The organism is Sphingomonas sp. TREG-RG-20F-R18-01, from assembly GCF_022662475.1.
Classification (GTDB): Bacteria; Pseudomonadota; Alphaproteobacteria; order Sphingomonadales; family Sphingomonadaceae; genus Sphingomonas.
The window spans coordinates 65,375-77,771 of sequence record NZ_JAKNQQ010000008.1; the positions used below are offsets into that span (position 1 = coordinate 65,375).

General features: G+C 68.2%; 9 protein-coding genes. 4 read left to right on the forward strand and 5 right to left on the reverse strand.

Features of this window, described 5'->3' with window-relative positions:
- The first annotated feature begins 167 nt into the window (after positions 1-167).
- Together L8K25_RS17995 and L8K25_RS18000 are read left to right on the forward strand one after the other, a co-directional pair.
- Complete coding sequence (locus L8K25_RS17995; RefSeq protein ID WP_242140377.1) at positions 168-1,241, forward strand: glycosyltransferase family 4 protein; 1,074 nt, start codon at positions 168-170, stop codon at positions 1,239-1,241.
- Positions 1,238-2,134 (forward strand): hypothetical protein, encoded by an 897-nt coding sequence (locus tag L8K25_RS18000; RefSeq protein WP_242140378.1) that lies wholly within the window; start codon positions 1,238-1,240, stop codon positions 2,132-2,134. The genes L8K25_RS17995 and L8K25_RS18000 overlap by 4 nt, the downstream gene beginning before the upstream one ends.
- On the opposite strand, the gene L8K25_RS18005 is transcribed toward L8K25_RS18000, so the two are convergent.
- On the reverse strand, positions 2,050-3,309 hold the full coding sequence (locus L8K25_RS18005; protein WP_242140379.1) for a glycosyltransferase family 4 protein: 1,260 nt from the start codon (positions 3,307-3,309) through the stop codon (positions 2,050-2,052). The two genes, L8K25_RS18000 and L8K25_RS18005, sit on opposite strands and share 85 nt — an antisense overlap.
- A 70-nt stretch (positions 3,310-3,379) precedes the next feature.
- Between L8K25_RS18005 and L8K25_RS18010 the strand changes: the two genes are divergently transcribed.
- Together L8K25_RS18010 and L8K25_RS18015 are read left to right on the forward strand one after the other, a co-directional pair.
- Positions 3,380-5,449: an HAD-IIB family hydrolase gene (locus L8K25_RS18010; RefSeq protein WP_242140380.1), complete on the forward strand. Its 2,070-nt coding sequence runs from the start codon at positions 3,380-3,382 to the stop codon at positions 5,447-5,449.
- Positions 5,446-6,291 (forward strand): galactosyltransferase-related protein, encoded by an 846-nt coding sequence (locus L8K25_RS18015; protein WP_242140381.1) that lies wholly within the window; start codon positions 5,446-5,448, stop codon positions 6,289-6,291. The genes L8K25_RS18010 and L8K25_RS18015 overlap by 4 nt, the downstream gene beginning before the upstream one ends.
- 15 nt (positions 6,292-6,306) lie before the next feature.
- Here the strand turns inward: L8K25_RS18015 and L8K25_RS18020 are convergent, their stop codons facing one another.
- From L8K25_RS18020 to L8K25_RS18035, 4 genes are all read right to left on the reverse strand, one after another.
- Positions 6,307-7,482 carry a glycosyltransferase gene (locus L8K25_RS18020; RefSeq protein ID WP_242140382.1) on the reverse strand — a complete coding sequence of 392 codons (1,176 nt, stop codon included), beginning with the start codon at positions 7,480-7,482 and terminating at the stop codon, positions 6,307-6,309.
- 74 nt (positions 7,483-7,556) lie between these two features.
- On the reverse strand, positions 7,557-7,850 hold the full coding sequence (locus L8K25_RS18025) for a hypothetical protein (protein ID WP_242140383.1): 294 nt from the start codon (positions 7,848-7,850) through the stop codon (positions 7,557-7,559).
- Positions 7,851-7,970: 120 nt separating this feature from the next.
- Entirely contained in the window at positions 7,971-10,829 is a 2,859-nt protein-coding gene (locus L8K25_RS18030) for a PAS domain-containing protein (protein ID WP_242140384.1), read from the reverse strand.
- Positions 10,830-10,836: 7 nt separating this feature from the next.
- Entirely contained in the window at positions 10,837-12,294 is a 1,458-nt protein-coding gene (locus tag L8K25_RS18035) for an ATPase domain-containing protein (RefSeq protein ID WP_242140385.1), read from the reverse strand.
- Positions 12,295-12,397: the final 103 nt, after the last annotated feature.

Here is a 12,397-nt window from a genome sequence, read left to right on the forward strand (position 1 = left end):
TTCAAAAAATGGTGCGCGCCCTGTGCGCTGCGACACCGAACGACTGGTCGCCCGGTAGGATGCATCGCCGGCGTGGACCGTGTGCGGTGTGGGCGATCGACGTCCGGGAACCGATCGCCCGCACCGTTCGTCCATATCGCCGGGGACGGGCCCCGATCAGGGAAATCATGGCCACTTCACCGACGTTTGCCCCTTTACGGATCGCGCAGGTTGCGCCCGTCATCTTCCCGGTCCCGCCGATCGGCGCGGGCGGCACGGAGCGGGTGGTGTACGACCTGACCGAGGCGCTGGTGGCGCAGGGGCATGCGGTCACGCTGTTCGCGCCCGAGGACAGTCGGACATCGGCGCGATTGCGCTCGGCCGGGCCGAGCCTTGCCGCGCTCGAGCGCGATTTCGGGCGGGTGGCGCCGGGCGTGCCCGCCGCGCTCGAGGCGATGCAGCTCGATCTGCTCCGCGCGCAAATCGACACGTTCGACATCGTCCATTGCCATGGCGAGTTCGCGCATGCCGCGGTGCTGGGCAAGGCGCGGGCGCGCAGCATCACGACGGTCCATTGGCGGCTCGACGAGCATGACCGGCAATTGTTCTTCGGCCATTTCTGCGACCTGCCGGTGGCCGCGATCTCGGCGTCGCAGGCGCGCGCGTTGCCGACGGCCAACCTCGCCGGGATCGTGCACCACGGGATCGATCGCGATCGCTATGCCCTGGGGGACGGGGCGGGCGGCTATCTCGCCTTCATCGGGCGAATGACCGACCAGAAGCGGCCGGACCGGGCGATCGCAGTCGCGAACGGCGCGGGGCGTTCGCTCCGTCTGGCGGGCGCGATCGACGTCGGCAACCCGACCTATTTCGCAAGCCATGTCGCGCCTGCGCTGGGGCGGGACATCGTCCATGTCGGCGAACTGGACGACGCGGGGAAGCAGGATCTGCTCGGCAACGCCGCGGCACTGCTGTTCCCGATCGATTGGCCCGAGCCGTTCGGGCTGGTGATGATCGAGGCGATGGCGTGTGGCACCCCGGTGATCGCCTGGGACAAAGGCAGCGTGCCCGAGATCGTGGAGCACGGCATCACGGGCTTCGTCGTATCGAGCGAGGCGGAGGCGATCGCCGCGGTCGGCAAGGCCGTCAGGCTCGATCGCGCGGAAATCCGGCGACGGTTCGAGGCCCGTTTCACGGCCGATCGCATGGCGCGCGACTATGTCGACCTGTACACCGCGCAACTCGCCAGGGCGCGCGGATGACCCGCCGCCATGCGGCGCGCTTGCGATGCCCGGTCTGCGGCAATCCGGACTGGCACGCGCGGATCGGCGGCGAGGAATGTACGCATTGCGGGTTGCAGGTCGATGCCGACATCGCGCTGGCGGCGGTGCGCGCCGGCATCCTGCGCCGTCTCGCGTCCGGTGCGGCCGAGGGCGGCCCGGCCGATCGCTGGGCGCTGACGGCGGAGGGCTGGCGCAACGCTGCGTGGCGGTTCGCCCATGTGATCGACGAGGGCGTCGCCGTGCCGGCGCGACCGGTGGATCACGCGATCACGCTGGCGATCATGACCCGCCCGTCCGAATGCGCGGAGGCCGCTGCGCTGGTCGCCGGATTGCCCGGGTTCGCGCGCCGGACCGTCCTGATCGACGCGACCGATGCGACGCGATGGGCCGGGTCGTTCCCGCAGGCGGACGTCCACGCACATCCGCTGGACGGGGACTTCGCCGCGCAACGCAACCGGCTGCAGGCGCTGGCCGGAACGGGATGGGTGCTCCAGCTCGACAGTGACGAGCGGCCGGATTGCCGGTTGCAGAACAGCCTCGGGTGGCTGGTGGCGGCGGCCGATCGGGACGGGTTGCTGTCGCTGGGGCTGGCGCGGTCCAATCTGGTCGATGGAGTACCTTCGGCGCTGTTCCCGGACATCCAATATCGCCTCAACCGCGCCGAGGTGCGGTTCGTCGGACGCGTGCATGAGCGCCCCGCCGTGCCGTTTGCGCAAAGCTCGCTGGCCCTGTCGGGGGCGATCGACCATCGGCTGCACGCCGCCCGGGTGCGCGAGCGGACCTTGCGCTACGGCGCGATGGCGGCCGACGGTGCGCGACCCGAGGACGAAGCCCGCTTGCTCCGTCCGTTCGACGCGATCGCCGACCGGTAGGCCGCGATCGTCTGCTCGCCCAGCGTGCGGCGGGTGAACTGGCCCGATGCCGCACGGCTGGCGGCGGCGTGGGTGGCGCGCAGGGGCGCATCGGTCATCAGCAAGCGCAGCGCCTGGGCGACGGACGCGCCGCTACAGGTCCCGGCAAGTACCCCGGCGCCGCTGTCCCCCACGAACAGGCGCGCGCTCGCATCCTCGGCACAGGCCACGATCGGGCGGCCGAACATCATTGCTTCCTGATACACCAAGCCGAAGCTCTCGTAGCGCGACGGAGCGACGACGACATGCGCCTGTTCGAACAACCCGTGCAGCGTCGGCTCGTCGACCCGGTGATACAGCCGGAGCAGCGAACGCGCATCGGCCGGAAGCCCGGCGACGTCGGCGTCCTCGGCGCCCACCAGCGTCAGGCGGAACGGGGCCAGACGCCCCGCCGCAACGTCCCCGGCGAGTTCGGTCGTTGCGTCGAGCAACGCATCGAAGCCCTTGCGCGGCTCGTTGCGTCCGACGAACAGCAGCTCGATCGGGCCGTCCGCGGGATAAGCGGCGCGCTGGCCGCGCTCGGTAATCGCCTGGGGCAGGCTGAGGCCGATCACCGCATGGCGCGGGCCCGGGCGTGGTACGCCGTACAGCTCGGCAATGGTTGCGCCGTGCGCGGCGGTGTTCGAGATCAGGCCGGCGCTGCGACGCGCCGCGATCCGCTCGATCAGCGTGGCCGCGGCGCGATCGATCCGGTTGCGCAGCGTCGGGTCCTGCGCCAGCGAGATCGCCGCCGGGGTGGAGTTGCGCGTGACCAGCGGGATCGCCCCGGTCGCCGCGATCGCCGCGCCGGGCGCGTACCAGTTGGTCGCCTCGATCACGTCGAACGGACGGTTCCGCTGCTCCGCCAGCACCGCCTTCCGAAACGCGAGCGGCGCGGCGAGGTGCCCGATCGCCGCCTGCCGTCGCAGCATCGCCAGCCCGCCGGCAGGCGCGCATCCGATGATGTCGAGGACTCCGTCCTGCGCCCGGCCGGTGCGATCCAGCGTGAATACGCGCACGTCCGCCCCCGCCTCGGCAACCGCATGGGCGATCTCGAGCGCGGCGCGCGACAGGCCGCTCTTTTCCGGGGGCAGCGCCCAGGTGAGCAGACCGACCTGCAGGCGAGGGGCGACTTGCTTTGGATCAGGGAGATTCACGGACATGCTACCGGAACTGTGGCGATCGCAAATGGGTTCCATTTTCCTGACTCCAGGATGAACGGAACCGATGTTCGTACTTCATATCGCCCTTCAGGGCTGTCTGCGGGCGCACGACGTCGAATATGGCGTAACCGCCGACACGGGTGGCCATATCCGCTATCTGCTCGATCTGGTCCGGGCGAGCGGCGACAATCCCGCGATCGACCGGATCGAGATCGTCACGCGCGCTTTCGTCGATCCGGTGCACGGGCAATGCTACGACCAGTGCATCGAGGCGATCGACGACCATACGCGGATCGTCAGGCTGCGCACGGCGGACTCCAGGTATCTCGCCAAGGAGCAATTGTGGACGCAGCACGACAGCATGGTGGAGGCGTTGGTCGCGCATATCGGTCGGCTCGATCGCTGGCCTGATGTGATCCACGCGCACTATGCCGATGCGGGCGCACTTGCCGCCGCGGTGCAGGCGCGGCTCGGAATCCCGTATGTCTTCACCGCGCATTCGCTCGGGCAGGTCAAGCGCGCAGCCTTCGACGGGCCATGCCGCGAACTCGACGGGCTGGACCGGCGCATCGTGATCGAGGACCGGGCAATCTCCGGTGCAGCCGCGATCATCGCGTCGTCCCGCGACGAGGCCGAGCTGCAATATGCGCTCTACGAGGCTTATGACCCCGGCCGGATCCGGATCATCGCGCCGGGAAGCGACGTGAAGGATTTCGCCGACGCCAGGCCCGATCCGGCGATCGACGCGGCGATCGACCGTTTCCTGACCGATCCCGCCAAGCCCGCGCTCCTCGCGATCGCACGGCCCGTGACCAAGAAGAACCTGTCGGGGCTGGTCGAGGCCTATGGCCGGTCCCCGGCGCTGCAGGCGGCCGCGAATCTGGTGATCGTGGCGGGCACGCGCGAGGATCTGCGCACGCTCGAGCCAGAAGTGCGCGACAATCTCGCCGAACTGCTGATCCTGATCGATCGCTACGACCTGTACGGCAAGGTGGCCTATCCCAAGACGCACAAGCCCAGCGAGATACCGGCCGTCTATGCCTATGCGCGCGAGCGGCGCGGGGTGTTCGTCAATCCCGCGCTCAACGAACCGTTCGGGCTCACGCTGCTGGAGGCAGCGGCGTCCGGGTTGCCGGTGGTGGCGACCGACAGCGGCGGCCCCAACGATATCGTCGAAACCTGCGGCAACGGCCTGCTCGTCGATCCGCGGGCACCCGAAGCGATCGCGGCGGCGCTGCTGTCGATCCTGGAGGAGCCCGCCCGCTGGGATCGGTACGCCGCCGGCGGGCGCACGGCGGTGCGGACCTACGACTGGGCCGCGCACGTCGCGATCTACGCCGACCTGCTGTCCGACGTCGTCGCGGCAGGCGTGACGCAAGCCGCGCCGGATCCGGTCGCGGCGCAGTTGCTGGTGTCGGATATCGACGGCACGTTGCTCGGCTCCAGCGAAGCGTTGTCGGCGTTCCGCGAATGGCATGGCGACGAACGCGCGCTGGTCTTCGCGGTCGCCACCGGGCGCAGCTTCCACAGCGCGATGGCGGTCCTGGCGCAGCATCACGCGCCCTTGCCCGCGATCGTGATCTCGTCGGTCGGGTCGGAAATCTACCACCGCCAGCCGGGCGGGGTCTATGCGCGCGACACCGTGTGGGATGCGAAGGTCGCGGCGGGCTGGGATCGCGAGGCGATCGCGCAGGTGATCGCGGACGAGGGCGGGCTTACGCCGCAAAGCCCGCTGGAACAGCGGCGCGCCAAGCTCAGCTACATGATCCAGGGTGATCCCGATGCGGGACGGCGGCTGCGCGGGCTGCTCGATTCCCGCGGCCTTGCGTGCACGATCATCCAGAGCCATGGGCGGTATCTCGACGTGCTGCCGTTCGCGGCGTCCAAGGGGACGGCGGTCGAACATGTTCGCCAGGCCCTGGGGCTCGCCCCCAGGCAGGTGATCGTCGCGGGCGACAGCGGCAACGATATCGAGATGCTGCGTTCGGCGCCGAATGCCATCATCGTCGGCAATCATTCGGATGGATTGGCCGACCGCAAGGATCTCAGCCGCTGCTACGTGGCGCGCGGCCATCATGCGCAGGGTATTCTCGAAGGCGTCGCGCATTTCCGCAAGAACGCGCAGCGCGCGTGACGGTCAGCGTCCTGACGATCGTCCGCGGGCGATCGGCGCATCTCGCCAATCTGATCGCCGGGCTCGCGCGGCAGACGCGTCCGCCGGATGAACTGGTGATCGCCTGGATGCAGGATGCGCCGTCCCCCTTGCCGACCACCGCGTTCCCGGTGCGGTCGGTGCTGGTCCCGGGCGACCCGATGCCGCTCGCCGCCGCGCGCAACCGCGCAGCCGAAACCGCGGCGGGGGACCAGCTCGTCCTGCTCGACGTCGACTGTATCCCCGCGCCCGACCTGGTCGAACGCTATGCGGCGACCAGGGATGCCGCGGGCGTACGGCTTGGCGACGTCCTGTATCTGCCACCGGGCGAGGTCGATCCGCTCGACGTCGCCGCGCTGGACGCGGCGGGTGTCCGGCATCCCGCAAAGCCGCCCCTGTCCGACGACGAGATCCGCCCCACGCCCAGCCACGGGGAATTATGGGGCCTGTCGTTTGCTGTGTCGGCGGCCGATTGGCGTCGCGCAGGTGGAATGGACGAACGCTATGTCGGCTATGGCGGCGAAGAAACCGACTTTGCCGCCCGGCTAGAACGGGCCGGCGTGACGATGGCCTGGGTCGGTGGCGCACGGGCCTATCATCAGCATCATCCGATCCATCGCCCGCCGCTCCAGCATTTCGACGCGATCCTGCGGAACGCGCGGCTGTTCCACGCAACCTGGGGGCGGTGGTGCATGGACTATTGGCTCGGCCAGTTCGCGGACCGCGGGCTGATCACGATCGCGGACGACACGCTGACCGTCCTGCGGCGCCCGACCGATCCGGAAATCGCCGCTACGCTCGACCGGGCCGCGCTGTTCAGCTGAGCCCGGCCGCGCGGCTCACGCCGCCGACAGGAGCGGCGGGGCGTCGTTTGCGAGGCGCAGCGTCGTCGGCATCTCCTGCGCCCACAGATTGATCGCCATCCGCTCCAGATAGGCGGCTGCCTTCCGGGCGGCGTCGCCATCGTACAATGCGGCGAGCGCAGCCGGATCGAGCGCCTTGGCGGCATCGAGAATCGTGCGCCACGGGGCCAGCGCACCCGGCCATTCGCGCAGCATCACCGCCGCGCCGACGTCAGCCAGGCGCTCGGCCTTGCGCGTCTGTTCCGCGAAATACCGCCATTCCGGCGCGCAGACATACGGCCGACCCACCCGCGCGATCTCGTGCACCGTATTGTCGCCCGCCGAGGCGATGACCACGTCCGCCGCCGCGATATAGTCGGTCACGTTCGGCACCCAGCCAAGCTCGCGCAGGTTCCCGAAGTCGGTCTCGTGCCCCTCACGGTGGGTCGGTCCGAGCACCAGCCAGAGCGCATTGGGGACCGCGCGCGCGGCCATGGTCAGCGGGGCATAGGGCGTACCGGCCCCACCGCCGCCGGTCAGCACCACGACGATCTCCTGGACAGGGTCGAGCCCCAGTTTCGCCCGTGCGGCGTCGCGGCTCGGAATGGCATCGACCGTGGTGCAAAGGCCGCCGGTATAGCAGGTTGCCGCTTGCACCCAGGCGGGCGTGTCGTCCTGTTCGAGCGTGCGGTCGAACGGCGCCAGCAAGCCGACGCTGGCCTGATAGGCGCCGAGATGGCCCGGATCGAGCCGGTCGCCGTGCATCCTCAGGCTGATCGCCGGGACGCTGGCGATGCGCGCGAGCATCGCGATCTCGGCCGAGACGTCGACCACGAACAGCGCGGGATCGACGTCATCGAGATGATCTAGGATCGTGCGCATGGTGCCGCGCGTCTTGGCGACCCCCAAGGGAACGCAGTGCATGATCTCCGGGGTCGGCTGCGCGAACAGGCCGGGCGCGGGGACCGGCGCGCCGATCATGTTGGGCAAAGCGACGATATCGATCGGCCGTTCGAACCCGTCGAACAGCTCGGGCCGCGCGCACAGGACACTGACCGGACGCTCCGCCGGGAGCTGGCGGATGATCGCCATGGCCCGATTGGCATGGCCGCGGCCCTGGTGGTGGATGAAGAAGCTGATCGGTTTGGAGGTCATGTCTTGGCAACGCGACATGATCCCTTCGGTTGCCTGTACGGGGTCGAAAAGCGCATCGGCACCGCAGTTGCCACCGACGGCCGCGCCGCCGTTCAGTCGAAGGTGGCGACATAGTCCATGCCATTCTCGACACGGCGCAACGGTGCCAGGAAAATGTCGAGCTGCCCCATTACCGGATGGGTCATGTGATAGGTCGATTGCGGCCAGGTCTCGGACGAGGAACTGGGGAATACCAGCGAGAATGGCGATGCACGGCCGTCCACCGCACGCCGCCGCGATGCCTCGACCAGGGTGAGCGCCACCATGCCGAGCTTGGGCATGCCGACCGTGAAGGTGGTGCCTACATGCCCGGCAAAATCGCTACATGTCCTCAAAGGAACCGCCATTTGCCCCCCCTCCGCGCAGCACCGTGCCGAGCCGTGATGGCAGACAATTGAGTAACAAATTACCGCCGCCCGGCGCAACGCAAAGCGGGACTATCCTTCGAATTACTTCGAATTATGTAGTCAGTCGGTCGTCAACTGCTGTATTCGCGCGGACAGGGCATCCATTGCGAAGGGTTTCGTAAGAATATGCATGCCCGGATCGAGGTGTCCATTGCCGACCGCCGCATTTTCGGCATAGCCGGTGATGAACAGGATTTTCAGGTCAGGCCGCCTGACGCGCGCGACATCGGCGAGCTGCCGTCCGTTCATCCCCTTGGGCAGGCCGACATCGGTGATCATCAGGTCGATGATCCGGTCTGAATCGAGCAGCGTGACCGCGCTGGGGCCGTCACCGGCCTCGAGCACGTGGTGGCCCAGATCCACCAGCGTATCGACGACCAGCGCGCGCACGGCCGGTTCGTCGTCGACGACCAGTACCGTCTTGCCGGTTGCCTGAGCGGTCGCGTCCAGCGTCGGCTGGCTTTCGAGATCGGGTTCCTCGGCATCGTAGGAGCGCGGGAGATAGAGGCACATCGTCGTGCCGCTGCCGAGTTCGGAATAGATCCGCACCTGCCCACCCGACTGACGGACGAAGCCGTAGATCATCGACAGGCCAAGCCCGGTTCCCTCGCCGAGCGGCTTGGTGGTGAAGAACGGGTCGAACGCGCGCGCGATCGTCTCCGGGGTCATGCCAGACCCGGTGTCGGTCACGCAGACCGAGATATATTGCCCCGCCGCCATGTCGCGGGTCCGCGCCGCGGTCGCGTCCAGCCAGATATTGGCGGTCTCGATCGTGATCCTGCCCCCGTCGGGCATCGCGTCGCGCGCGTTGATGCACAGGTTCAGCACCGCATTCTCGAGCTGGTTCGGGTCGACCAGCGTCGTCCACAGCCCGGCCGCACCGACGATCTCGATCTCGACCGACGGCCCGACCGAGCGGCGGAGCAGATCCTCGAAGCTGGCGATCAGGCGGTTGATGTCGGTCGGCCGGGGGTCGAGCGTCTGGCGTCGCGAAAACGCCAGCAGGCGGTGCGTCAACGCCGCGGCGCGGCGCGCGGCCTGCTGTGCCATGTTGACGTACCGGTCGAGCTCGTTCGCGCGCCCCTGCAGGATCCGGGTCTGGATCAGTTCGAGGCTGCCGGAAATCGCGGTCAGCAAATTGTTGAAATCGTGCGCGAGGCCCCCGGTCAGCTGGCCGACGGCTTCCATCTTCTGTGCCTGGCGCAGCTGTTCCTGCGCACTTTCCAGGTCCGCCTGCGCCGCGCGTTCGGCCGTGATGTGGCGGCCGCTCGCGTACAGGCGGTTCCCTTCCAGCGTGGCGACCCAGCCGATCCAGCGGTAGCTGCCGTCCTTGTGGCGATACCGATTTTCATACTGCCGCAGATTGCCGCGCAAGGCGCTTTCGCGCGCCGCGGCGTTGGCGCTCACTTCGTCGGGATGCGCAAAGGCGAGGTGGTTGCGACCGATGATCTCGTCCGGGTTCCAGCCGAGCACGCTGGTCCAGGCCGGATTGACCGACAGGATCATGCCGTCCTCCGACAGGATCGCCAGCATGTCCTGCGAATTCTGCCACGTCCTGTCGCGTTCGCGCGTGCGTTCCTCGACCTGCCGCTCGAGCGTCTCGGCCAGCGCGGCGAGCGCGTCCTCGGCACGGCGACGCTCGATCGCCGCCTGGGTGCGATCCGCCACGTCGCGCACGAAGGTGAGGTCGTCGTCGGACCACGCACGCGGGTGCGCGTGACTGAGATACAGCAAGGCGGAAAAGGTGCCGCGCTCCACCAGCGGGAGATTGATCACCGCGCGCGCCGCGATCGCCTCGAGCGCGGAGGCGCTCTCGGCGGTGCGCGGATCGGTCCGCGCATCGGCGAACGCCACCAGTTCGCCGCGCTTCAGATTCTCGATGTACGAGCCGTAATCGCGGAAATGCAATACGCCGGCGAGGGTCTGGATGCCGGGCATGCACCAGTCGCGCTCGATCGTGATGGTCTCGGCCACGGGATCGATCACGCCATAGCCAGCCCGGCATACCCCCAAGGTGCTGCCCAGGATGGCGGCCGCTTCGAACGACATGGATGCGGTGTCGGGCGCCTCGCGCAGGCGGTCGCTGAGCGCGAGGAGCGCGCGCTGACGCAGCTCGATCACGCGCCGGTCGGTAATTTCGTGCGACACGCCCACGACGCGGCGCGGCTTGCCGGCGCGATCGCGCTCGACCCGCCCGTCGACTTGCAGCCAGTGCAGCGAACCATCCGGCCAGACGCAGCGCACTTCCGCGCGATAGTCCGAATGGTCGGCCATCGCACGCTGGACGCCGGCAATGGTGTCGTCGCGGTCGTCGGGATGGATCGCGGCAAGAAGGTCCAAATAGTCGAATGGCTCGTCGGGGCCACGGCCGAACTGCGCCTTGGTGTCCGGCTCGACGTGGAGCGTCGAGGTCGACATGTCCAACGTCCAGGCGCCGAGCCCGCCCGCGGCAATGGCGAGTTTCAGCCGTTCCTGACCGGCGTGGATGTCCTCCAGCCGGTTGCGCGCCTCATATTGCCGAAGCCGCGCGCGCCGCGCCGCGCGGGCGAGCGACAGCAGCGTAGTGGGATGAAAGGGGCGTTCGAGAAAAGTGACGTTGCCGAGCGTCTCGAGCAGCCGCACCGCGCCGGGATTGCGCTCCAGCCCGCCGCCGCGCTCGGTCAACACGATGAACGGCAGGTCGGACCATTCCGCCTGCCCGGCGAGGACGACGGTCAGCTCGCGCAGGTCGGCGCTCCGCAGCGCCTCCTCCGTCACGATCGCAAAGCCGCTCCCGCTGCGCAGCGCCGCCACCAGCGCCGCCAGATCGGGAGCGATCGCCGCTTCCATCCGGCCCTCGACCAGCATCGCCTGCGCGATCGCGGCATCGCGGCCGCGGGGTGCGAGAATGATGGCGCCTTCAGCGAGGGTACGGTTCAAGAAACGGTCAAGCCTGTGTTACGTCCAGCAACAGTGCGTCGTCGCCGATCAACGTCGGGACCCCGCGCAGAACGCCCTGGAATGCGGTGAGCGGACGCCCGAGCGAGATGCCGGTGCGACCGATCGTGAATTCCCGGATCGTATCCTCGTGATGGCCCGTCCGCTTCTTAACGACCGAGATGGCGCGTCGGACCCGACCGGCCGCCTCGAAATATCGCAACAGGATCACCGTATCGGCCAGATAGGTCACGTCGACCGGGGACTTCATGTCGCCGACCAGCCCGTGTTGCGCGACGGTGAGGAAGGTCATCACGCCCTGCCGGTTCAGATATTGCAGCAATTCATGCATGTGCAGGATCAGCGCCTGCTCCTCCGGCATGGCCGCCTGATAGCCGTTGAGGCTGTCGATCACGACGGTACGCGCCTTGTGCCGCTCGACACAGATCCGCACGCGCTCCGAAAACTCGCCGGGCGACAGCTCCGCGGCGTCGATCTGCTCGATCACGAGATGCCCCGCCGTGACCATCGCCTGGAGATCGATCCCGAGCCCGAGTGCGCGATCGAACAGCAACCCCAGTTCCTCGTCGAACACGAACATCGCGGCACATTCGCCGCGGTCGATCGCGGACTTGACGAAACTGAGCGTCAGCAACGACTTGCCGGTGCCCGCCGGGCCCAGGATCAGCGTGCTCGCGCCGCGTTCGAACCCGCCGCCGATCAACCCGTTGAGCGCGTCATTGTCGATCGCGATACTCTCGCGCGAGAAGCTTCCGCGATGCTCGGCCGAGACGAGCCGGGGAAACACGCGGACCCCGCCGGTGGCGATGACGAGATCGTGATAACCGCCGCGATACTTGCGCCCGCGATATTTCAGGACGCGCATGCGGCGGCGTTCCGCGCCATAGGTCGGGGACAGTTCCTCGAGCCGGATGACCGCGTGCGCGACGGAATGGACGGTCTTGTCCATCAGCTCGGCGGTCAGGTCGTCCAGCAGCAGCACGGTCGCGTCATGGCGCGCGAAATAATGCTTCAGCGCCAGGATCTGGCGACGGTAGCGCAGCGAACTCTGGGCGAGCAGCCGGATTTCGGACAGGCTGTCGAGCACGACCCGCGACGGCTTGATCCGCTCGAACGCCTCGAAGATGCGCTTGGTCGTCTCGCCGAGTTCGAGGTCCGACGAATAGAGCAGGCTCTGCTGGTGATCGGTGTCGAGCAGGCTTTCGGGCGGAACGAGCTCGAACACGGTGAAGGAGGGCGGAAAGACCCAGCCATGCGATGCGGCACCCGCCCGCAGCTCTTCCTCGGTTTCGGACAAGGTGATGTAGAGGACCCGCTCGCCCACCGCCGCACCCTGCATCAGGAACTGCGTGGAGATCGTCGTCTTGCCCGTGCCCGGGCTGCCTTCGAGCAGGAACAGGCGGCCAGGCTCGAGCCCGCCTGCCAGAATATCATCGAGACCGGCCACTCCGGTTGCACAATCCGCCACATGCGCTCCACTTCGACTGCGGTTGGTAACGACCCCAAACGCATCATGGGCTGATCTGGATCAACGGTTGGGGCAGGATCGC